This window comes from Streptomyces avidinii (genome assembly GCF_045161815.1).
Classification (GTDB): domain Bacteria; phylum Actinomycetota; class Actinomycetes; order Streptomycetales; family Streptomycetaceae; genus Streptomyces; species Streptomyces avidinii.
The window spans coordinates 4,201,511-4,223,363 of sequence record NZ_CP108863.1 but is presented as its reverse complement, the minus strand read 5'-3'; the positions used below and the strand labels follow the sequence as shown (position 1 = coordinate 4,223,363).

Genomic DNA, 21,853 nt, shown 5'->3' with positions numbered 1-21,853 from the left:
GTTTCGAGCCCCGCCGGCGTTTGAGTCGCGGGGTCCGGGGCAGAGCCCCACAACGGCGCCGGTCCGCTTGCGGAAAAGGTGGGTCCGGGGTCACACCCGGCCTCGTCCACAGGCTTCCGCACCCGCATGGTGCAGCGGATAGGCTGGGCGGATGACGCGAGCCGAGCAGCCGGCGGTCGTTACCGCCCCGGCGAACCCCACCTACGACGAAGCCCTAGCCGCGGATTCCCGCGAGCGTGCGGTGCGCGCACTGCTGCGCACTCCCAGGCTGCGCCGGCTGTGGAGCGCCCAGTTGGTGAGCGGCATCGGTGATGCCCTGGCCCTCCTGGTGCTGGTGCTGCTGGCCCTCCAGGCCGCCGCCTCGGAAGGGGCCTTCGGCGGCGGGTACCGCGGCGCGGCCCTCGCCGTCGCCGCCGTCTTCGGGGTCCGCATCCTCGCCACCCTGCTCTTCGGCGCGGTCCTTCTCGGCCCGCTGGCCGGGCTGCTGGGCGCGGGCGGCAAGCTGGACCGCCGCTGGACCATGATCGGAGCCGACGGGGTCCGCCTCGCGCTCTTCGTCGTCGCCCCGCTGTGGCTCGACTGGATCCCCGCCCATGCGCTCACCGCGCTGCTGGCCACCGTGTTCGTCGCCGGCGCCGCCGAGCGGCTGTGGACCCTGGCCAAGGAGAGCGCGGCGCCCGCCCTGTTGCCCGCGCCGCCGCCGGAGGGGGCCACCGTACGTCCGCTTCCGGACCACCTGGACGCGCTGCGCCGGCTGACCCTGCGTACCGCCTTCGCGGCGCTGCCCGTCGCCGCGGCCGCGCTGCTCGCCGCGACCCTGGTCGGCAAGGCACTCGGCCTCGGCGTCGACTGGTTCGCCGCGAACCAGGCCGCGCTCGGCTCGTACGTGGCCTCCGGCCTCTTCGCCGCCTCCGTCTCGCTGCTGCTGCCGCTGGTGCTGCCCGGCGGGGCGACCCCGCGCCCGCGTTCCCCGCTGGAGGGCCTGCGCGCCCCCAAGGCGGGCGACCGGCCCGACAGGGGCCGTACGGGCGCCATCCCCCTGCTGGTCCTGAGCTGCGCCGCGGTCGCCGGAGCGGTGTCCAGCGCCGTCGCCGTCGCCGTACTGCACGCCTTCGACCTGGGCGGAGGCCCGGCCGCGTTCGCGCTGTTCGTCCTCGCGCTCGTCGGCGGTACCGCCGCCGGTATCCGGGCCACCCAGGCCGGCAAGGTGCTGCCCGCCCTGTCCCGGCGCCGGCTGCTGGCCCTTGCCATAGCGGTGACCGGGCTCGCGCTGCTGCTGACCGGGCTCGTCCCCGACATGGCGACCGTGCTGTTCCTGTCGCTGCTCGCCGGCCTCGCCGCGGGCGTCGCGGCCAACACCGGACACACCCTGCTGGACCAGGAGACCGAGGAGTTCCGCCGGGCCCGGGTCACCGAGCACCTCCAGGCGGCCGTACGGGTGGCCGTGGCGCTCGGCGCCGTCCTCGCCCCCGTCCTGGCCGCGGGGATCGGCCCGCACCGGCTGACCGGTGCCGAGGTCGTCTTCGCGCACGGCGGCGCCGCGTTCACCCTGATGCTGGTCGGCGCCCTGCTGCTGCCCGTCGCCGTGGTGGTGCTCACCAAGGCCGACGACCGCCGGGGCGTGCCCCTGCGGCGGGACCTGCGCGAGGCGCTGCGCGGCGGGGAGCCCGTCCAGGCGGCGTCCGCCGCCGGCTTCTTCATCGCCCTGGAGGGCGGCGACGGGGCCGGCAAGTCCACCCAGGTCGAGGCGCTGGCCACCTGGATACGGGGCAAGGGCCACGAGGTCGTGGTGACCCGCGAGCCCGGGGCGACCCCCGTCGGCAAGCGGCTCCGTTCGATCCTGCTCGACATCTCCTCGGCCGGTCTGTCGAACCGCGCCGAGGCCCTGCTGTACGCCGCCGACCGAGCGGAGCACGTGGACACCGTGGTGCGCCCGGCCCTGGAGCGCGGCGCCGTCGTCATCTCGGACCGCTACATCGACTCCTCGGTCGCCTACCAGGGCGCCGGCCGTGACCTGTCCCCGACGGAGATCGCCCGGATCTCGCGCTGGGCCACCGACGGACTCGTCCCGAACCTGACCGTGCTGCTCGACGTATCGCCGGAGGCGGCGCGCGAGCGGTTCACGGAGGCTCCGGACCGGCTGGAGTCGGAGCCGGCGGAGTTCCACCAGCGGGTGCGGTCCGGGTTCCTGACCCTCGCCGCGTCCGACCCCGGCCGCTACCTCGTGGTCGACGCGGGCCAGGACCCGGATTCGGTGACCACGGTCGTACGACACCGGCTGGACCGGATGCTCCCGCTCTCGGAGGCCGAAGTGGCCGCCCAGGCGGAGGCGCGGCGCCTCGCCGAGGAGGAGGCCCGGCGCAGGGCCGAGGAAGAGGCCGCGCGGAAGGCTGAGGAAGAGCGGCTGCGCGTTGAGGAAGAGGCCCGCAGGGCACGCGAGGCCGAGGAAGCACGGATCAAGGCCGAGGCGGAGGCCGCCCGCCGGGCGCAGGAGGAGCGACTGCGCGCCGAGGAGGAGGCCCGGGCCCGGGCCGAGGCCGAGCGGCTGCGCGCGGAGGCCGAGGAGAAGGCGCGCGCGGCGGAGGCCGAGCGGCTGCGCAGGCAGGCCGAGGAGGAGGCCCGGCTGCGGGCCGAGGCCGAGGAGCGGCGGCTGGAGAAGCAGCGCAGGGCCGAGGAGGCCCTGCTGAAGGCCGAGGAGGCACGCCGGCTGGTGGAGGCCGAGGCGGCGGCCAAGGCGGCGGCTGTTGCGGCGGCCGCGGCTGCGGAGGCCGCTGCGCTCGCGGCGGCGACTCCCGCGCCCGCGCCTGCTCCGGCCCCTGCCCCGTCGTCTGCTCCTGCTTCCGCGCCCAAGGTCGGCATGACCAAGAAGCCGGAGCCGGAGCCGGATTCCCACCCGGACGACGCGGTGACGGTGGAGACCCCGATGGCCGCCCCGCCGGTCAAGCGGGTCGTCCAGCCGGACGATGTCACCCAGACCGTCCCGGTGCCGAAGATCGACCCGGCGTCCGCCGAGGAGACCACGGTGCTGCCGCCGGTCCGCGCGGCGGACGAGACGGCGGTCCTGCCCCCCGTACGCCCGGACGCGCCGCAGGCTCGGCAGGCCCCGCGGGACAGCGGCAGCGGTCACCGCTCCGCCACCCGGCCGACGGCCCGGCGTCCCGAGGAGAACCCGGCCGACCGGGTGCCGTCGGCCATCTTCCGGGACTCCGGCAACGACCGGACCCGGGAGCTCCCCGTCGTCGACGACGAGGGCCGGCCGCGCCGGGCGCGCCCGGACTGGGCCGAGGAGACCCCGCTGGACGATCTGCCGACGCTGGCGGACGAACTGCTGGGCCGCCACCGGGACGACGAGGACGGCGACGAGGGCGAACGCGCGCCGCGCGGCCGCCGCTGAGCCGAGCGGGACGGGGCGGGACGGGATTGTCGGTGGCGCCCGCCACAATGGGTGCACGGAGAGTGAAAGGTGGTGGGCGGGATGCCCGTATGGGACGACCTGGTGGGACAGGAGCGGGTCCAGAAGCAGCTGGCCGCCGCCGCCCGCGACGCCGACGCACTGGTCACGGCCATCACTGACGGGACCGCGCCGCCCCCGGCGTCCAGGATGACCCACGCCTGGCTGTTCACCGGACCGCCCGGATCCGGGCGGTCCACCGCCGCCCGGGCCTTCGCGGCCGCGCTGCAGTGCACCAGCCCCGACCGCGCCCTCGGCGGTGAGCCGGGCTGCGGGTTCTGCGACGGCTGCCACACCACCGTCATCGGTACGCACGCCGACGTGCAGATCGTCCGCACCGACCTGCTGTCGATCGGTGTGAAGGAGACCCGCGACCTGGTCCGCCGGGCCCAGCTCTCCCCGGCGGTCGGCCGCTGGCAGGTCATCGTCCTGGAGGACGCCGACCGGCTCACCGAGGGCGCCGGCAACGTGATCCTCAAGGCCGTGGAGGAGCCCGCTCCGCGGACGGTGTGGCTGCTGTGCGCGCCCTCGCTGGAGGACGTGCTGCCCACCATCCGCTCCCGCTGCCGGCACCTGACACTGCGCACTCCGAGCGTCGACGCCGTCGCCGACGTGCTGGTCCGGCGCGACGGCATCGAGCCCGCCGTCGCCGCGGCCGTCGCCCGGGCGACCCAGGGGCACATCGACCGGGCGCGCCGGCTCGCCACCGACGAGTCCGCCCGGGCCCGCCGCTCCGCCGTGCTGAAGCTCCCGCTGCGCGTCGACGACGTGGGCGGCTGCCTCAAGGCGGCGCAGGAGCTGGTCGACGCCGCCGCCGAGGACGCCAAGCAGGTCGCGGAAGAGGTCGACACCAAGGAGACCGAGGAGCTGCGCGCCGCGCTCGGCGCCGGAGCGGGCGCCGGCAGCCGGATGCCGCGCGGTACGGCGGGCGTGATGAAGGAGCTGGAGGACCGGCAGAAGCGCCGCCGCACCCGAACCCAGCGCGACACCCTCGACCTGGCCCTGACCGATCTCACCGGCTTCTACCGGGACGTGCTGGCCCTGCAGCTCGGCTCCTCCGTGGCCATCGCCAATGAGGAGATACGGCCCGACCTGGACCGCGTCGCCCGCGCCTCGGGCCCCGAACGGACCCTGCGCCGAATCGAGGCGATCATCGCCTGCCGGGACGCCCTCGACCGCAATGTCGCCCCGCTCCTCGCCGTCGAGGCGATGACGATGTCGCTGCGCGCGGGCTGACGGCAGGCTGACTGCGGGCTGATCGCGGGGCCGCGCGGGGCCGGACACGGCCAGCCCGGCCCGGGCCCGGCGGCCGCCGGGCGGTCCACACCCGGTTGACGGGTTCACCCGTACGGGCGGACCGGTCGCCGGGCCGGGCAGCGCCCGGTCCGTGCCCTGCCCGGCGCGGGCCACGGAAGGCGCGGGGCCGTCCGGTCCCGGCGGGCCTGCTGACCTCCTCCGGCAGGACGTAGGCTCCGTGGATGGACACCAGTCGCCTGCTGCGTACCACCGGGACCGTGATCGCAGCCGCCGGGCTGCTGCTCTCCGGGTGCACCTCGGGCGGGTCGGGGGAACCCCGGGCCGCCGCGTCCTCCACACCGGAGTCCGCCCCGCCGTCGGGCCGGTCGTCCCCGGACGAGGCCGCGCTGCGCCCGTACTACGAGCAGAAGCTGACCTGGCGCGAATGCGGTGTCCCCGGATTCGAGTGCTCCACCATGAAGGCCCCGCTGGACTACGCGAACCCCGGCTCGGGCCAGGACGTCGACATCGCCGTGGCGCGGCGCAAGGCCACCGGTCCCGGCAAGCGCCTCGGCTCGCTGCTGGTCAACCCGGGCGGCCCGGGCGGCTCCGGCATCGGCTACCTCCAGGCGTACGCGGGCATCGGCTATCCCGCGGCCGTCCGGGCCCAGTACGACATGGTGTCCTTCGACCCCCGCGGGGTGGAACGCAGCGACCCCGTCGAGTGTCTGGACGGCCCTGCCATGGACAAGTACACGCAGGTGGACCAGACGCCGGACGACGCGGCCGAGCGGGCCGAGCTGGTGGCCGCGTTCAAGGAGTTCGCCGCCGGCTGCCAGAAGAACTCGCAGCGGGTCCTGCCGCACGTCTCCACCGTCGAAGCCGCCCGGGACATGGACCTGCTGCGCGGGGTGCTCGGCGACCCGAAGCTCAACTACGTCGGGGCCTCGTACGGCACCCTGCTCGGGGCGACGTACGCGGACCTCTTCCCGGACCGGGTCGGCCGGCTGGTCCTGGACGGGGCCATGGACCCCGCCCGGCCCGCGCTCGAGCTGAACCGGGACCAGACCGAGGGCTTCGAGACGGCCTTCACCTCCTTCGCCAAGGACTGCGCGAAGCAGCCCGACTGCCCGCTCGGCAAGGGCGACCCGGACGCGGTGGCGGCTCGCCTGAAGGAGTTCTTCCGCAAGGTCGACGCGCAGCCGGTTCCGTCCGGCGATCCGAGCCGCCCGCTGGGCGAGTCGCTGGCGACGACCGGGGTGATCGCGGCGCTGTACGACGAGAGCGCCTGGCCGCAGCTGCGCGAGGCGCTCTCCTCGGCGATGAACGGCGATGGATCGGGCCTGCTGAGCCTGGCCGACAGCTACTACGAGCGCGAGGCGGACGGCAAGTACGCCAACCTGATGTTCGCGAACGCCGCCGTCAACTGCCTCGACCAGCCCCCGGCCTTCAGCGGCCCGGAGGCGGTCGACTCGGCGCTGCCCTCCTTCCAGAAGGCTTCCCCGGTCTTCGGCGCGGGCCTGGCCTGGGCCTCGCTGAACTGCGCCTACTGGCCCGTGAAGGCCACGGGTAAGGCGAAGGAGCTGACCGCGAAGGGCGCCCCGCCGATCGTGGTGGTGGGCACCACCCGCGACCCGGCCACCCCGTACAAGTGGGCCCAGGCCCTGGCCGGCCAGCTCGACTCGGGCACCCTCCTCACCTACGACGGCGACGGCCACACGGCGTACGGCCGCGGCAGCGACTGCATCGACACCGCGATCAACCGCTACCTCCTGGAGGGCAAAGCCCCGGCGGCCGGCAAGAAGTGCTGATCCCGCCGCCCCGCGACCGGCTCGGCAGCGACGCGTGCCGAAAACAACGTAAACGCCCGGTTATGTGACGTGCGTCTCGCCCCGGCGAAACCTGGTTCGGGGCACCCGTCCACACCCTGTAGACTTGGCGCCGCTGCTGATGAGCGCACCTCTTCGAGGGAATACTTGTCTGACCAGCGGTGCCGCCTTAGCTCAGTTGGCCAGAGCAACGCACTCGTAATGCGTAGGTCTCGGGTTCGAATCCCGAAGGCGGCTCGGATTAGCCCCAGGACTCACTCGCCGTGACCTGGGGCTTTTTCATGCCCCGACCGGCGGGCGGCGGAGCTTGTGGGTCCAGCAGACAATGGCCCCTCGCCAGGGTGAGCGTCGTGGTCAGTGCGTCCCCCAGCCTGGTGACGCGTTCCTCCAACCCCTCGATCAGCTCATCTGCATCCTCCTGAAGCACGGCGATGCCCTCTTCCGCGCGCCCCGTGGGGAAAGAGTGACGGGTGATGATCGAGACCAACGCACTCCTCCTTGCTGCAGATCGCTCGAACCTTCCGGACAGGCGAGCCGTGCCTCGGGCGGGGCCGCCACCCGAGACCGCTCAACCGCGGCTGCGTAAACGCCTCTTCCCAACCTGTCAGGTGGGGAATTCGCCGAGCCAGGCCCGGTTCAGGAGCTGGCTAAGCACTGTCCCGTAATTGATCTTTGAGGGGTCGGGACAGGGCCGGCCGACCTCTGGCCGTCCCGCTACGCGGCCTGATTCAGGTTGTGGAGTCGGGCGATGCCGAGCATGGCGTGGTGGACGCCGTCGCCCTTCAGACGGCAGTCGCGAAGGATCTTCCAGGTCTTCATGCGGGCGAAGACGTGCTCGACACGGGCGCGGACCTGTTTGTGCTCGCGGTTGTGCTCGGCCTGCCACTCGGTCAGTTCTCCGCCGCGCGGTCTGCGGTGCGGGATGACCAAGCCGGTGCCCGGGTAGCCGCCGTCGGCGATGGTGGTCGTTCTGCCGACGGCGGCCTTGGCGCCGGACTCCTCCCAAGCCCTGCAGTCGTTGCGGTTGCCCGGGAGAGGTCTGCCGATCACGACGACCAGGCGGGTGTGGGCGTCGATGACGACCTGGTGGTTGGTGGAGTACCTGTAGTTCTTGGACTGCTCGGCAATGGTGTGGTCTCGGGTAGGGACCAGGGTGCCGTCGACGATCAGCACGGCGTCCTTGCGGAACCGCCGCCTCGGCTTGAGCGCAAGGAGCGGGCCGACGTGGTCGATGATCCGGTCGGCCGCCGACTTGGACACCCCGAACAGCGGCGCAAGCTGCCGCAACGTCAGGTTGGTGCGCCAGTAGGCCGCGACCAGCAGTACCCGGTCCTCCAGGGACAGGCCCCACGGCCGCCCGGGCCGCACGGTGTCGGCGCCCTCGCGGCGCAGCGCGGTCAGCAGCTTGCGGAAGTCGCGCGCGCTCAGCCCGGTGAACGGGGCTATCCAGGACGGTTCCGACGCCGTGATCACGCGAGGCATCGCAGGATCATCGCACCTACGGTCGGCAGCCTTGGAGGTCAGCCTGGCCTCAGAGCTCAAACCACAGATCGATGTTCGGGTGGACTTGTTCGCGCAGACAGTCTGAGTGTGAATAGGCCTGCTGCCGCACGGCACCGCCTCGCACCGGGTCAACCGCACCGAGCCTGAGCTCGGTCGCTGCCCCGTCCTGGTCGAGATCGATGACCTGATAGCAGAAGCAGCAGATGGGGTTCGGGTTCAACGATGCCCTCTCATGTCGCCGAGACAACAGCGCCGGCCGCACCGTCTCGCAGACCCTACGTCGAACAGGACGCCGATAACGGGACAGCCCTTAGGGAGGTATTCCGACACCACGTTGATGGGAAATTCGCCGTCGTGGGCGAAGCACGCTATGGCCAGCGGCCCGATCGCCCACAAGCCGGAGACGTCGAAGTCGCGCTCCTCCTGGCTCCAGTACGTCTTGTGCAATTCGAGTGCTTCGACCAGAGCAGCATTGAAGCCGTCATGGTCCCGCTTGACGAAGCAGTAGAAGAGGTTGATCGGCGGGTATGAGATCTGCTGCAACCAGTCCCGCGGGGCGATCCGTGCCACGTCAGGGTGGGACTTCTTGAATGCCAGCGTCAGCTCATCCACCATGTCCGCCTGCCGGTGTGTCCAATACGCCTGCAGGGTGGCGACCCAGTGGTACAGATACTCGTCGTGCATCGCCCCCGACGCTCGTAGCGTCTCCATCGGGACTTCACACAATGCGGTCATTCGCTTCTGGTCGCGGCAGATGACCGCAAACCAGAAGGCGTCCAGCCAGTTCGGACAATTCGCGATCTGCTTGGGTCCGATGGCGGGAAGTCGCCGGATCTCGTGGTGGATACGGCATTCCACGGTTCCCTCGGTGGCCCCCGTAACCTGGAACAGGGCGGAGCCGACCTGGGCGGCGTTGATCACAGCCTCCCAGGTGTTGATGCCCGCACCGTCCGGATCCACGGCGGACCGCGAGGCAACGCTGAGGCGGACAGAATTCCACAGTGCGTCGAGCATTCCAGGGGAATCTTCCAGGGACTTGATCCCCTCGATCGCCGTGGTCGTCATCCGCGCCGCGTAGGCCTCGTCGTCAGGGCCTGCGGCGCCATGCCGGTCAACAGCGGCGGTCACTCGATCTCCCTGATCTGCTTGGTGTAGCCAGTGTACGTGCCGGCGTTGTCCTGTCCCTTGACAACGACGTAGTCAAGGCGCCCCTCCTTGAGGGCGGTGCGGAGTTCGGCAGCCAGATCGCCGTCGCTCTTGAACGTGGGGTTACGGCCTCGTTTTTCCATCTGCTCGATGATGTCGAGGAAATATGTGCGCGAGCCTTGGGAGTAGCGTGCGCCGTTGACCACTCGTTCGCCCAGAGTGGTGTCAACATGGCTCTTCGCCTCAATGACGATATAGGTATCGCCCTGCTTCCAGACCTGGTCGAACTGATCCCGTCCGCTCTTCGGCCCATGCAGCTTGAACTCGGTGGCGCCCGGATACGACTCGAGAATCACGTGTTTGCGTGCAATGCCTTCGCCGTACAGTTCGCTCGCCTTGGTCGCCTTGGTCGCCTTGGTCGCCTTGGCGTGAGGCTCCCGGTGCTGTGCCGCTGCATCGTCGAGTGCGGCCTCCAGATCCATATTGGTGGGATCCTTCTTCAGCGCGCTTCGGGCGTCGCCGTGGGCATCGTGGAACGGCTTGTCGGCGGCAATGGGGTCGTGACGTTTCTTGGCGAGGTCGTTGAGCTCGGCGACGGCCTGTGGCGTGGCCTTCTTGTGGCTGCTCTCGATGGGGTCGTCGAGGTAGTCGGGCTTCAGTGGTGGTGCGAGAGCGGACTTGGCCTGGAGTGTCCCGTCGGCCAACTCGACGAGCTGTGGCGGCACCAGCTCGGACTCGTCCGCAATCTCGGTGTTAAGCCGGTAACCGTTCTTGCGGTAGTAGTCGGTGAGATACCCCGGCTCGTTGTTGGCCCGCCAGACCTGGTGCTCCAGGAGAACGGAGTCCCCGTGGGGATGAAGCACTACCCCGCCGAGTTCAAGGCGGACGCGGTCGCGTTGTACCGGTCGAGGCCGGGAGCGACGATCAAGTCAGTCGCCGGTGATCTCGGGGTGAACACCGAGACGCGGCGGAACTGGATCCGGGCCGCCGACGGGCGCCGCCCCGGCGCCCACTCCGCGCCGCCGGCAGCTGCCCAGACCGGTGTCGACGACGTTCAGGCGGAGCTGGCCGCCGCCCGGAAGCGGATCCGTGAGCTGGAGGCAGAGCGCGACATCCTCCGCAAGGCAGCCCGGTATTTCGCGACGGAGACGCGCTGGTGAACCGCTTCCAGTTCGTCGCTGACCACCAGCGTCGTCACGGCGTGAAGCGGCTCTGCGACATTCTCGGCCTCTCCCGGTCGAGCTTCTACTACTGGCGCCGCACTGCGGCCGCGCGCACGACCCGGCAGACCGTCGAGGCCGGGCTCGCAGCCCGGATACGCAAGGTCCACCAGGAATCCGACGGCACCTACGGAGCCCCCAGGATCACCGCCGAACTCCGCGATCAGGGCAAACAGATCAATCACAAGCGCGTCGCAAGGATCATGCGGCCATCGGGCTCGAGGGACTTTGTCTGCGCCGCCGGCACCGCACCACCGTCACAAATCCGGCAACGGCGAAGGCACCAGATCTGATCGGCCGTGACTTCACGGCGGCCGCGGTGAACACGAAGTACGTCGGCGACATCACGTATCTGCCGGTCAGCGGCTCGAAGCCGCTCTACCTCGCGACCGTCATCGATCTCGCCTCACGCCGGCTGGCCGGGTGGGCGATCGCCGATCACATGCGAACCGAGCTCGTCATCGACGCCCTCGCGACAACCGAGCGGACCTGCGGGAGCCTGGCCGGAGCGGTGATGCACACCGATCGACGGCTCGCAATATACGAGTAGGGCCTTCGCTGAAATCTGCAGGTCAGCAGGGGTCCGGCAGAGCATGGGCGCGGTCGGGTCCAGCGCGGACAATGCCGCAGCGGAGAGCTTCAACGCCGCCTTCAAGAGGGAGACGCTCAAAGGCCGCAAAGGCTGGTCGAGCGAGCGTGAAGCGCGACTCGACGCCTTCCGCTGGCTGACCCGATACAACACCCGACGCCGGCACTCCCGCCTCGGTCAACGGTCTCCGATCGCCTACGAGAACGACCTCCAAACAACAGCAACTACCCTGGCCCGAGCCGCATACACGTGTTCAAAATGCGGGGTCAAGGCCCTGTCGGCTGACACCGTCATGCTGCGGCCCAGAACCTCTGAGGGGGACCTCCGCTCAGGAGCGGACCTCCTCGTCCAGGACGCCGCCGAGGCCCGCTCCCGCACGTCGAGGCGGGCCGTCTTCCGGTGGATCGGCGCCCGTAGAAGTACCGCGGACCACGCTCCGCTGTCCGTCCGTCCGAGCTTCCTGGCTCTGGTTAGGTCGGGAACTCGCCCACCCAGTCGCGGGTGAGGAGATGGTGGGGAAGGTATCCCGATTCCACGTTGATGGGTATTCCGCCATCGTGTGCGTGGCAGGCGAGGGCCAGAGGGGCCAGAGCGAGGTGTCCGTCGGGCTTCTCTGCTCGCTTTTCGTCGACGGTCCAGTAGGCCTTGTGGAGTTCGAGTGACTGTACGAGGAACTCGTTGAAGCCATCGGGGTTGTTGGTAATCAGCAGGTAGAAGAGGTTGATGGGCGGTGTCAGCACGGTCTGGAGCAGGCCGTGCGGGGTGAGGGTGGCGGCGTCGGGCTGTGACATCTCGACGGCGAGGGTGAGTTTCTCCACCAAGTCGGGGCCCTGAAGCCAGTAGGTCTGGAGAGCGTCCACCCAATGCCAGACGAAGATGTCGTAGCCGCTGGATGCGATGCGGTTGAGGGGAACCTCCGCAAGTGCGTTCAGCCGTTCCCGATCGCGGCAGACCATGGCGATCCAGAAGGTGGTCAGCCAGGTGCCCAGGTCGGCGAAGCTTGCCGGGCCTTCGGCCGGCAGTGTGCGCATCTCACGGTTGATCCGACACTCCACGGTGGCTTCATCCGCGCACACGGTGGCGAATACGGCAGACCCGAGCTGCAGCGTGTTGACCCGGGCCTCCCATGTCTCCAGCCGCTCCGCGCTGGGATCCACGGTGCAGCGCGCCCCGAGGTGCAGGAGCGCGTCGTTGAACACCATGGGGAGTGAATTCGGGTACTCCTCCAGCTCGTCGATGTCCCGAGCCAGACTCGCCCAGAGACGCTCGACCCATTCCTCTTCCGTGGCACCTGGGGTGAAATGCCGACTCACGGTGACGGTCACGGAAGACTCCCCTTGCTGATGCCGAATCGCCGGCCCGGGCGGGCCGCTACGCGTCGAACTCGCCGCGCCAGCCGAAGTCGAGGAGGGCCTGCGGTAGGTAGTCCGTCTCGACCTCGACCGGGATGCCGTTGGCCTTGGCCAGGCAGGCGATCGCCAGTGGGGCGAGGGCCACGATGCCCAGGATGTTCTGGGCGCGGTCCTCGTCGGCGGTCCAGTACTCCTTGTGCCAGCGAACGGCGTCGGCCAGGGCCTCGGTGAAGCCGGCGGGATCCTTGCGCAGAAAGCGGTAGAGCATCATGATCGGCGGGTACCGGAGCTTGCTCATCTCCTCCGCGTCGACAACGCGGGCCTGCTCGGGAGCGCTCAGGTCCACGGCGCGCACCAGGTGCGTGCGCAGGTCGTCACGGCGGAGCCAGAAGCTCTGGAGGGTTTCCACCCAGGCGTAGGTGTACTCGTCGAGGGTTCCGCCGAAGTCGCGCAGCAGGGACACCGGGATCCGGGCCAGCATGTCGAGGCGGGCTGCCTCACGGCAGATGACCGCGAGGTAGAAGGCGTCGAGCCAGGTGTCCGCGGTGAGGTAGGTCTGCGGGCCGGTGGTGGCGAGGTGGCGCTCCTCCTGGCGGATCTTGCAGGTGACCGTTTCCCGGTCGGGATCGGCGGCTGCGAAGACGGCCGAGTGCACCTGCATGGCCAGCAGCCAGGACTCCCAGGTCTCCAGCATGACGGAGCGGGGGTCCCCGACCGTGCGGACGAGGGCGACGTTCAGCGACTCCATGAGGGCATCCGCCCTGGAGCGGTGCGAGGTCTCGATCTCCTCCAGCGATTCGGAGAGTGACTCCTCGATGACGGGAACCACCCCTGCCATCTTGTCCTTCTGGGTCATGTGTGCCTTACGTGGGGAACTCGCCGCACCAGTTGCGCGTCACCAGGACGGCGGGCAGGTACTCGGATTCCACTTCGATCGTGATGCCGGCGTCGTGGGCGATGCAGGCCATGGCGAGCGGGGCGAGGGCGACGAGGCCAGCGGCGTCGATGGCACGGAACTCCTCGCTGCTCCAGTAGTCCTTGTGCCACTGCAGGGCCGTGGCAAGGGCCTGGTTGAAGCCGGCCTGGTCGTTGCGCAGGATCCGGTGGAACATCTCCATCGGCGGGTACGCAAGCCGTCCGGCCGTCTCGGGGTCGCGGGCGACCTCCGGTGCGGTGCCGTCCACAGCCGCCACAAGCCTATGGCTGAGTTCCGGACCGCCGGTCCAATAGGTCTGCAGGGTGTCGATCCAGGCGAAGACGTGGTCGTCGGCGCGACCGTTCTCCCGCAGCAGGGACAGGGGCACCTCGCACAGGGCGGTGATCCTGTCCCGCTCGCGGCACACCAACGCCAGGTAGAAGGCATCGAGCCAGGTACCCGGAGCCGTGTACCACTGCGGGCCTGTGGTCTGGAGCGTGCGGTCCTTGTGTGCGATGCGGCACTGGACGGTTTCCCCGGGGGGAGCCGCTGTGGCGAACACCGCGGAGCCGACCTGCATCGCTTTGACCCATGCATCCCATGTGGGGAAGATCGCGGCTCGTGGGTCCAGCAGACAATGGCCCCTCGCCAGGGTGAGCGTAGTGGTCAGTGCGTCACCCAGCCTGGTGACGCGTTCCTCCAACCCCTCGATCAGCTCATCTGCATCCTCCTGAAGCACGGCGATGCCCTCTTCCGCGTGCCCCGTGGGAAAGGGGTGGCGGGTGATGACCGATATCAACTTGCTTCTCCTCAGAGGGATTTCGTGCGGCATCCGTTGACGGGGCGCTCCCGTCCGCATTCGCATCACGTATCGAACGGGCGCGTACGAGCCAGTGGCCTTGCGCTCGCGGGAGCTGCAGGACCACGACCACCCCGCAGCACGTGTCGGCTGACACCGTCATGCTGCGGCCCAGAACCTCTGAGGGGGACCTCCGCTCAGGAGCGGACCTCCTCGTCCAGGACGCCGCCGAGGCCCGCTCCCGCACGTCGAGGCGGGCCGTCTTCCGGTGGATCGGCGCCCGTAGAAGTACCGCGGACCACGCTCCGCTGTCCGTCCGTCCGAGCTTCCTGGCTCTGGTTATGTCGGGAACTCGCCCACCCAGTCGCGGGTGAGGAGATGGTGGGGAAGGTATCCCGATTCCACGTTGATGGGTATTCCGCCATCGTGTGCGTGGCAGGCGAGGGCCAGAGGGGCCAGAGCGAGGTGTCCGTCGGGCTTCTCTGCTCGCTTTTCGTCGACGGTCCAGTAGGCCTTGTGGAGTTCGAGTGACTGTACGAGGAACTCGTTGAAGCCATCGGGGTTGTTGGTAATCAGCAGGTAGAAGAGGTTGATGGGCGGTGTCAGCACGGTCTGGAGCAGGCCGTGCGGGGTGAGGGTGGCGGCGTCGGGCTGTGACATCTCGACGGCGAGGGTGAGTTTCTCCACCAAGTCGGGGCCCTGAAGCCAGTAGGTCTGGAGAGCGTCCACCCAATGCCAGACGAAGATGTCGTAGCCGCTGGATGCGATGCGGTTGAGGGGAACCTCCGCAAGTGCGTTCAGCCGTTCCCGATCGCGGCAGACCATGGCGATCCAGAAGGTGGTCAGCCAGGTGCCCAGGTCGGCGAAGCTTGCCGGGCCTTCGGCCGGCAGTGTGCGCATCTCACGGTTGATCCGACACTCCACGGTGGCTTCATCCGCGCACACGGTGGCGAATACGGCAGACCCGAGCTGCAGCGTGTTGACCCGGGCCTCCCATGTCTCCAGCCGCTCCGCGCTCGGTTCCACGGTGCAGCGCGCCCCGAGGTGCAGGAGCGCGTCGTTGAACACCATGGGGAGTGAATTCGGGTACTCCTCCAGCTCGTCGATGTCCCGAGCCAGACTCGCCCAGAGACGCTCGGCCCATTCCTCTTCCGTGGCACCTGGGGTGAAATGCCGACTCACGGTGACGGTCACGGAAGAGTCCCTTGCTGATGTCGAATCGCCGGTACGGGCAGCGGCCTGGCTCCGGAGCATCCGGGATCTCGTGGCAGGGCGAGTGCACGGGTGGAGCAAGGCCGGCCGGGCGGGCCGCTACGCGTCGAACTCGCCGCGCCAGCCGAAGTCGAGGAGGGCCTGCGGTAGGTAGTCGGTCTCGACCTCGACCGGGATGCCGTTGGCCTTCGCCAGGCAGGCCACCGCCAGCGGGGCGATGGCAACGACGCCGTGGATGTTCTGCATCCGGTCCTCGTCGGCCGTCCAGTACTCCTTGTGCCAACGGACGGCGTCGGCCAGGGCCTCGTTGAAGCCGGCGGGATCCTTGCGCAGAAAGCGGTAGAGCATCATGATCGGCGGATACTGGAGCTTGCTCATCTCCTCCCCGTCGAGGACGCGGGCGTGCTCGGGAGTACTCAGGTCCACGGCGCGCACCAGGTGGGTGCGCAGGTCGTCACGGCGGAGCCAGAAGCTCTGGAGGGTTTCCACCCAGGCATACGCGTAGTCATCGGCCACGCCACCGCAGTCGCGCAGCAAAGACACCGGCACCCGCGCCAGCATGTCGAGTCGGTCCGTTTCCCGGCAGATCACAGCGAGACAGAACGCGTCGACCCACGTGCCGGGGTTCAGATAGAACTGCGGCCCGGTGGAATCCAGTTGCCGCTCTTCCTGGCGGATCTTGCACGTGACGGATCCCTGGTCGGTGGATGCCGCTGCGAAGACCGCCGAATGCACCTGCATGGCCAGCAGCCAGGATTCCCAGGTTTCGAGGAGCACGGCCTCCGGGTCGCCGACACAGCGAATGCGCGCAACGTTGAGGGAGGTCATCAGCGCGGATGCTCTGGCGCGGTGGGACGTCTCGATCGTCTCCAGCGATCCGGACAGTGACCGCTCCATCACGGGAACCACCGCCGCCATCGCATCCTTCGGGTATTCCTGGCGCGCTACCAACACGGACAACGAACTCCCTTGTCAGATCTTGAAAAATTCGAGTACAGCCCCAGCGTACGAAGTCTTGCCGTCGGCGGCTCTCACCAGGGCGTACTCCACCTGCCCCTTGTCCAGGGCAGTGGTCAGCTCGGTAGCCAGATCGGCGTTGGTCCACACCTTGCCTGCCTGGTCGGTCACGGAGAGTGCCGGACGGGCCTCCATCTCGGCGATGATGGTGCGCAGGTACGGCTCGGTGCCCTGCTTCACCATGAAATCCTTGGCCGAGCCTTGCCCTCTGCGCCACAGCAGGCTGGAAGAGGGCGCCTTCGCCTCGATGATCACCAGCTTGCCGTCGGGGCGACGGTACAGCTGGTCGAACATGTTGGCGCCGTTGGGCGTCTTGGGCAGTGGCTGTTCCACAGCGCCCTCGAACTTTTCGGGAACCACGTGGCTCCGCGCGGCTTCCTCGCCCAAGAGTTCCGAGAAGGAGGTGTTGTTCTTCATCTTCTCGCCGAATCGCTCGATCATCCGGTCGTCGAAGACCTTCTGCTTCAGCTCGAGGTCCGCCAGGGTTTTGTCCGTGGGGTTGGCCTTGTGCGCGCGCTCGGCGTTGGCGAGGTCCACTGAGGCCCGTCGGTCCTTTGCGACATCGTCGAGGTGGTCGATCTTGTCGACTGGGGCATCGCCGCGGGCGAGTTCCACACGACCGAACTTGACCTCGGAAGGAGCGGACGGCAGGGAGTTCTTTGAAATCCAGGAACCGTCGCTGTCCTTGGCCAGGATCGGCAGCTCGACGTCGTCGATCGTGGTCTTGATGCTGTGGCGGTGCCCGTCCGATCGGTAGTACTGGTCGAACCAGGACGGGTCGCTGTTCGCCAGCCGGATGAACTCATCCTGCCGCGCCTTGACGTACTCGGCTGTGTGCGGCTGTCCTCCGGCCGGGTGTGCAGGCTGACCGTCGTGACCTCCCGGCATCGCCGGATCATCTCCGGTTCGCGCCAGATCATCGCCGTGACCGGCCAGGTCGTCGAGATCCCCGAAGCTGCCGGCGAGCGGGTCGTGGGCGGCCCCGGCGCCCGTGCCGCCGGGGCCGTCGGCGTGGCTACCCGTGCCGCCGGGGCCGTCCGGGCGGGTGGCTCCGGAGCCCGGGGTGTCCGGGTGGGTGCCGCCGCCGCCCGGGCCGTCTGCGTGGGTGCCCGCTGTGGACGGGGTGTCCGGGTGGCCCGTCGGGGACGGGGTGTCGCCGGTGCGCGGGTTGTTCAGGTCGGCTCGGGGGCCGTTGTCCGGGGCGTGGCCGCCCGGGGTGTGGTCGGGGCCGTGCGGGCCGTGGGCGCCGTTGTCGATGGCGTGGACGGGGCTGGAGATGTCGGAGCCGAGGTGGATGGCGTTGTCGCCGCCGCGGGCGGCGACGCCGGCGAGTTCGGGGACCTTGACCGTGGCGGGGGAGTCGACCTTCGGGGCCTCGGTCCGCGGTACGTCCGCGCCCGCCTCCGGTGAGGGTTCCTGCCTGGCGGCCGCTCCGCTCTGGTCGAGGGACCCGTCGGCCTTGTAGATGTTGCCCTCGATGTCCATGAACCGCGAGGTGCCGTCCGGCAGTTTGACCGTGCCGGGTGGGAACGTCGTCGTGCCCTCGGGGAGCTTGACGGTGCCGTCGGAGAGCTTGATCGCCCCGTCCGGGACAGCGGTGCCGGAGGGGAGGTGGATGACACCGTCGGGAAGCATGACCGCGCCGTCGGGGAGGGCGATCGCTCCGTCCAGGTTGATGCTCGGGGCCTCGAACTTGCCCATGCCCCTGAGACCGGCCATCACATCGCCGATCTTGGAGAAGCCGGCGCCCGCACCCTTGAAGATGTACGTCATCGGGTCGATCGCCCGGCCGGCCCTGCCCGCGAACGACAGGGTCTTGGCGACCGCACCGGCCTTGCCCGCACCCGAGGCCGCGCCACCCGCACCACCGGTGAACACCGTGGTCACGACGTTGAAGGTGACGGCGCCCGCCGCACGACCCGGGTTCGAACCCCACTGGTCCCACGCGAGGAGCGCCTTGCCCGTCTCCTTCATCGCGGTACGGGAGTCACGCAGCCACGAGGGCAGCTTGTCGTCCGGGGCCGCCATGAACAGGGGACCCACACCCGGGATCATCGCGATGCCCAGGCCGGTGCCCAGCTTGGCAAGTCCCGTCCAGGACTGCTTGAACACGTCCCAGCCCTGCAGGCCGACCAGACCGCCCAGGCCCTTGAGGGTTCCCCAGATGCCGTCGACGACGATGCCCTTGCCGAACTCCCAGGCATGCTCCCAGATCTGCCACCCGGGTATGGATTCCTCCACCGCGTCACCCCACGGCAGGGACTTCGCCTGCTTCAACGCCTCCGCGTCGTACCCGTACATGTCCGGGGCGTTCGAGCCGTCGTTCACCCGCAACGGCTTGCCGTTGACGAGTGCGACGATCTTCGCGTGAGCGGCCCGTTCCACCTCGTGGAACTCCTCCCACACCTCGGCGACCTTGTTGCGGCGCTCGAGGTTCTCGTCGATCAGATCGCCGTCCTCAGCCCACTTGTCCTCCTTCTCGGTCTTCTCACGGAAGGCCTGCGCCTCCGCCCGCAGACTCTCCAGCTTCTTGATGATCGGGGCCGCGTCACGCGAGTAGGTGCCCAGAGCGCCCGCGATCGTGCACATGTCGGAACTGAGCTTCAGCCCCAGGTCCTGGACCGGCTTCGTCGTCGCGAACAGTTGGTCCGCCTCCGGCGCCTGATAGAACGCCTGCAGCCCACCGAAACTCGTGTGGACGTCGGAAGCCTTCGTCGAGACGGTGGCACCGCCCGACGAGATCAGCTTCACCTTCTCGTCCAGCACGGCCAGATCACCTGTGAAGACCGGTATCTCAGCCGGATCGACCGGCGCGCCCCCGCTCACTTCTTCTCCCCCGTCCTCTCACGCAGCAGATCCAGGTTCACCGACCGCGCAGCGTCCTGCGCCTCCTTGGCCTGGTCGAGATCACCCTGCAGGTACTCGTTCGTCGCCAGCACCGCACCACGGATACACGCCTCGATCCGCTCCGCCATCGACTTGAACTCGGGCTTCCGCGCAGTCAGATACTCACCCAGCGCAGCAGCCACCGGCCCCATCGCCTTCTGCGGCGCCAAAAAAGCCGAACCCGGAGCCGGCCCCGCACCCGGAGCCAGCGGACCCTGCGGAGTCATCCCCGACTGCGAACCCGGAACAGCCGTCCCCGCCGCCTGAGCCGCCTCCGACATGGCCGTCAGCAGCGCGTTCAGGGCCGTCTCGAGCTCGCCGGCGTTCCCGCCGACGGTCTTCAAGTGGCCCTGCACGCCTTGCGGCTTGATGTCCCATGACGTCATGGACGACCCACCCCCGTGTAACCGACTGTCCTACTGCCCCGCTGAAACGATCCTGCTCAGCCGATGTTGTTGACCGCGGTCCGCGCCCGCTGCAACGTCTGCTGCGCCGTCGCGTCGTTCTTCTCCAGCGTCGTGTTCAGCAGCTGGATGATGTTCTTGACCTCCTGCGAGGCGTTCTTCCACCGCTGCTCCTTGGCGTGGTAGTCGTCCGCCACGCCCTCCGCCGTGAAGTCCGACATCGCCGCCGCCACCTGCGCCTCACGCGCGGCGATGACCATGTCCAGCTGACCGATCACACCCTTGATCCCGCCCTGTACCTCCGTCGAGGCAGCCACGTCGTACGCACGACGGTCCGTCCCACCCGACATCACAACCACACTCCCCGTGAAGAAGAAGACTCAGAAGTAATACCTGCGGACTCAGCGGCCGCGGAAACGGGCCGCGTCGAAGTTCGCCGCGCCCTGCTGCTGCCGCGCGTTCTCGCCCTGCTCCTGGTCACCCGAACCGAACGCCTGCTCCATGCCCGACTGACCGCCCAGGATCGCCGCCAGCGAGGCGTTCAGCTCCTTCGCGATGTCGTCCGCACGCAGCTTGAACGAGTCGAACGCGACCTTGCCCTGACCCTGGAACTTGCCCTCCAGCGGCTGGGCCGCGGCCACGAGCTGCTTGATCAGCGATCCCAGATCCGTATTGGAGTTCCGCGACCCCGACATCAGGTTCGTCAGAACCGTGGTCCCCATGTCGAACTTCATCCCACTCCCCCGCACGCTCGAACGGCAGTAAATATGTTCATCTTCATCAACTTACATCGCTCTTGCAATCAGCAACGACCCGGTTGTGACGCGCTTATGACAAACCGCCGGACAACCTTCACACACCCTTCAAGTGGCTCATGAGCCGCTCGAAGTCCGCCCAGCCCGACAGGTCCGACGGATCCCCCGGCAGCGGGTAGTAGTAGGCGGGCCGCGCCTTCGGCCCCAGCCGCACCGGCTGTTGGGCGAGCGGTGTCCGCCGGGCCCGGTCGTCCGGCATCGCCCGGACCTCTTCCGAGCCCAGGGCGAAGGCCAGCGGCACGCCCGGACCCTCGAAGCGCGGCGGGACCAGCAGATCGCGGCGCGCTTTGCGGAGTTGTACGAGCATCGATTGCAGGTGGTGGCGGGTGGCGAGGGCTTCCGCCGTACGCGGCAGGGCGTCCAGCGGCGGTTCCTCGCCGGCGCCGTAGCCGAGCGCCAGCGTCACGGTTTCCTCGACGCCCGCTTTCGTACGGCTGATCCGCACCGTGGCGAGGCCGGGCCGCTCCGGGCTTCCCACCACCACGAACCAGGTCGGCTCGGGGGCCCGCGAGAACGCCACGTCCGTCAGCCTGCCCGGTGACCAGGGCAGGTTGGCCGGTTCGGCCGTGCCCCAGCCCGCCGGGGGCCGGCCGGTCAGCTCGCGCCACACCGTCTCCAGGGCTCCGCCCAGGACGAGCCGGTCGTCCGCGGGGTGGACGGTGCGGAAGGTGATGGCCAGCTGGCGCTCGGGGGTCTCGGTGACCTCCTTGTACGTGGCGGCCACCGGGGTCCGCGGATCGTCCTCGGTGGCGTCCTCGGACACCACGGTGGCGAACATGCCCTCCTGCCAGCGCAGCACCGCACCCGAGAGCCCGTCGTAGTAGCCCTCCCGTGCGTCCTGGACGACCCAACGCGAGGGCCATTCCGGCATGTTCGCCAGAACTGCCGGGGACAGCAGGGTTCCGGGCGGGGTGACGATCTGCAGGCCCCGCTCGGCCGCCGCGGCGGCCCGGAAGGCGTCGGAGAGCCAGGCCGTCATGGCGACGACCGGGCGGTCCATGATGACCACGGCGACGTTGGGGGTCAGCACGTCGACGGCCGGCTGCGCCGCGGCGGGCGTGGGAGCGACGCTGACCCCGTCGGTGCGCACGACCTCCAGCGACCGTGCAGCGTCCGGGGGCCAGGCCGTTCCCCCGGCCAGGGAGGCGAGGCGGGCGGCGAAGGTCCCGGCCAGGCGCTCGGCGTCCGGGACACCGGTGGTGGCGCGGGCCTCCGTCCACCAGTAGGGAACGCGCGGCGGGGTGGCCCCGAGCAGCCGCTCGGCCTCGCCCTCGATCTGTACCAGCAGCGGCGCCTCGACCGATACCAACGGCCGGCCCTGCTCGTCGCAGAGCTGTATGACCGCTCCCTCGCCCGCCGCGTTCACCAGCTTGTCCGGACCCCCGGCGAGGAGCCCGGCGAGCACCGCCCACGGTTCGGGCATCCGTGGGGTGAGGGCTATGACGTCCTTGGTCATGTGGTCGTGCGGTCCTTCGCAG

Annotated in this window: 17 protein-coding genes, 1 tRNA gene and 1 pseudogene; 5 read left to right on the top strand and 14 right to left on the bottom strand. The window is 69.5% G+C overall.

The genetic code is table 11. From position 1 onward, the window contains the following. Positions 1 to 151 precede the first annotated feature (151 nt). From tmk to OG373_RS18655, 4 genes are all read left to right on the top strand, one after another. A complete protein-coding gene (gene tmk, locus OG373_RS18670) occupies positions 152 to 3,394 on the top strand; it encodes a dTMP kinase (RefSeq protein WP_405439305.1) in 3,243 nt (1,080 codons plus the stop codon). 81 nt (positions 3,395 to 3,475) lie between these two features. Then, on the top strand, positions 3,476 to 4,687 hold the full coding sequence (locus OG373_RS18665; protein ID WP_405439304.1) for a DNA polymerase III subunit delta': 1,212 nt from the start codon (positions 3,476 to 3,478) through the stop codon (positions 4,685 to 4,687). A gap of 242 nt (positions 4,688 to 4,929) precedes the next feature. After that, positions 4,930 to 6,498 (top strand): alpha/beta hydrolase, encoded by a 1,569-nt coding sequence (locus OG373_RS18660; protein ID WP_405439303.1) that lies wholly within the window; start codon positions 4,930 to 4,932, stop codon positions 6,496 to 6,498. Positions 6,499 to 6,679: 181 nt separating this feature from the next. After that, positions 6,680 to 6,753, top strand: a tRNA-Thr gene (locus OG373_RS18655). 4 nt (positions 6,754 to 6,757) lie between these two features. Here OG373_RS18655 and OG373_RS18650 read toward each other — a convergent pair. The 4 genes from OG373_RS18650 to OG373_RS18635 form a co-directional block, all read right to left on the bottom strand. Next, a complete protein-coding gene (locus OG373_RS18650) occupies positions 6,758 to 7,003 on the bottom strand; it encodes a hypothetical protein (protein WP_405439302.1) in 246 nt (81 codons plus the stop codon). Positions 7,004 to 7,230: 227 nt separating this feature from the next. Then, a complete protein-coding gene (locus OG373_RS18645) occupies positions 7,231 to 7,998 on the bottom strand; it encodes a transposase (protein ID WP_405436533.1) in 768 nt (255 codons plus the stop codon). A gap of 237 nt (positions 7,999 to 8,235) precedes the next feature. Continuing rightward, complete coding sequence (locus OG373_RS18640) at positions 8,236 to 9,147, bottom strand: immunity 49 family protein (protein ID WP_405439301.1); 912 nt, start codon at positions 9,145 to 9,147, stop codon at positions 8,236 to 8,238. Continuing rightward, positions 9,144 to 10,028 carry a hypothetical protein gene (locus tag OG373_RS18635; protein WP_405439300.1) on the bottom strand — a complete coding sequence of 295 codons (885 nt, stop codon included), beginning with the start codon at positions 10,026 to 10,028 and terminating at the stop codon, positions 9,144 to 9,146. The genes OG373_RS18640 and OG373_RS18635 overlap by 4 nt, the downstream gene beginning before the upstream one ends. Here OG373_RS18635 and OG373_RS18630 point away from each other — a divergent pair. Then, positions 10,014 to 11,206, top strand: a pseudogene (locus OG373_RS18630) (IS3 family transposase); the annotation flags it as partial. The gene OG373_RS18635 and the pseudogene OG373_RS18630 sit on opposite strands and share 15 nt — an antisense overlap. A gap of 238 nt (positions 11,207 to 11,444) precedes the next feature. Here the strand turns inward: OG373_RS18630 and OG373_RS18625 are convergent. The 10 genes from OG373_RS18625 to OG373_RS18580 all read right to left on the bottom strand — a co-directional run bounded on the left by OG373_RS18625 (position 11,445) and on the right by OG373_RS18580 (position 21,831). Then, a complete protein-coding gene (locus tag OG373_RS18625; protein ID WP_405439299.1) occupies positions 11,445 to 12,299 on the bottom strand; it encodes an immunity 49 family protein in 855 nt (284 codons plus the stop codon). Positions 12,300 to 12,345: 46 nt separating this feature from the next. Then, on the bottom strand, positions 12,346 to 13,182 hold the full coding sequence (locus tag OG373_RS18620; protein WP_405439298.1) for an immunity 49 family protein: 837 nt from the start codon (positions 13,180 to 13,182) through the stop codon (positions 12,346 to 12,348). Positions 13,183 to 13,189: 7 nt separating this feature from the next. Beyond that, entirely contained in the window at positions 13,190 to 13,945 is a 756-nt protein-coding gene (locus tag OG373_RS18615) for an immunity 49 family protein (protein WP_405444116.1), read from the bottom strand. Between the two features lie 435 nt (positions 13,946 to 14,380). Continuing rightward, positions 14,381 to 15,235, bottom strand: a complete 855-nt coding sequence (locus OG373_RS18610) for an immunity 49 family protein (protein ID WP_405439297.1) — start codon at positions 15,233 to 15,235, stop codon at positions 14,381 to 14,383. Positions 15,236 to 15,352: 117 nt separating this feature from the next. Then, positions 15,353 to 16,207 (bottom strand): immunity 49 family protein, encoded by an 855-nt coding sequence (locus OG373_RS18605; protein ID WP_405439296.1) that lies wholly within the window; start codon positions 16,205 to 16,207, stop codon positions 15,353 to 15,355. 18 nt (positions 16,208 to 16,225) lie between these two features. Beyond that, positions 16,226 to 19,096 carry a hypothetical protein gene (locus tag OG373_RS18600; RefSeq protein WP_405439295.1) on the bottom strand — a complete coding sequence of 957 codons (2,871 nt, stop codon included), beginning with the start codon at positions 19,094 to 19,096 and terminating at the stop codon, positions 16,226 to 16,228. Beyond that, the gene (locus tag OG373_RS18595) at positions 19,093 to 19,542 is read right to left on the bottom strand and encodes a DUF6507 family protein (RefSeq protein WP_405439294.1); all 450 of its coding nucleotides are present in this window, start codon (positions 19,540 to 19,542) and stop codon (positions 19,093 to 19,095) included. Before OG373_RS18595 ends, OG373_RS18600 begins: the two co-directional genes overlap by 4 nt. 56 nt (positions 19,543 to 19,598) lie before the next feature. Next, on the bottom strand, positions 19,599 to 19,910 hold the full coding sequence (locus OG373_RS18590) for a pore-forming ESAT-6 family protein (protein ID WP_405439293.1): 312 nt from the start codon (positions 19,908 to 19,910) through the stop codon (positions 19,599 to 19,601). Between the two features lie 51 nt (positions 19,911 to 19,961). Beyond that, positions 19,962 to 20,294, bottom strand: a complete 333-nt coding sequence (locus tag OG373_RS18585; RefSeq protein WP_405439292.1) for a hypothetical protein — start codon at positions 20,292 to 20,294, stop codon at positions 19,962 to 19,964. 118 nt (positions 20,295 to 20,412) lie between these two features. Next, complete coding sequence (locus tag OG373_RS18580) at positions 20,413 to 21,831, bottom strand: DUF6177 family protein (protein ID WP_405439291.1); 1,419 nt, start codon at positions 21,829 to 21,831, stop codon at positions 20,413 to 20,415. Between the last annotated feature and the right edge of the window lie 22 nt (positions 21,832 to 21,853).

Excerpts from the sequence above, each read along its gene's own strand:
- tmk (WP_405439305.1), top strand. The coding sequence starts at position 152 with ATGACGCGAGCCGAGCAGCCGGCGGTCGTTACCGCCCCGGCGAACCCC.
- OG373_RS18665 (WP_405439304.1), top strand. The coding sequence starts at position 3,476 with ATGCCCGTATGGGACGACCTGGTGGGACAGGAGCGGGTCCAGAAGCAG.
- OG373_RS18660 (WP_405439303.1), top strand. The coding sequence starts at position 4,930 with ATGGACACCAGTCGCCTGCTGCGTACCACCGGGACCGTGATCGCAGCC.
- OG373_RS18645 (WP_405436533.1), bottom strand. The coding sequence starts at position 7,998 with ATGCCTCGCGTGATCACGGCGTCGGAACCGTCCTGGATAGCCCCGTTC.
- OG373_RS18620 (WP_405439298.1), bottom strand. The coding sequence starts at position 13,182 with ATGACCCAGAAGGACAAGATGGCAGGGGTGGTTCCCGTCATCGAGGAG.
- OG373_RS18595 (WP_405439294.1), bottom strand. The coding sequence starts at position 19,542 with ATGACGTCATGGGACATCAAGCCGCAAGGCGTGCAGGGCCACTTGAAG.
- OG373_RS18590 (WP_405439293.1), bottom strand. The coding sequence starts at position 19,910 with ATGTCGGGTGGGACGGACCGTCGTGCGTACGACGTGGCTGCCTCGACG.
- OG373_RS18585 (WP_405439292.1), bottom strand. The coding sequence starts at position 20,294 with ATGAAGTTCGACATGGGGACCACGGTTCTGACGAACCTGATGTCGGGG.
- OG373_RS18580 (WP_405439291.1), bottom strand. The coding sequence starts at position 21,831 with ATGACCAAGGACGTCATAGCCCTCACCCCACGGATGCCCGAACCGTGG.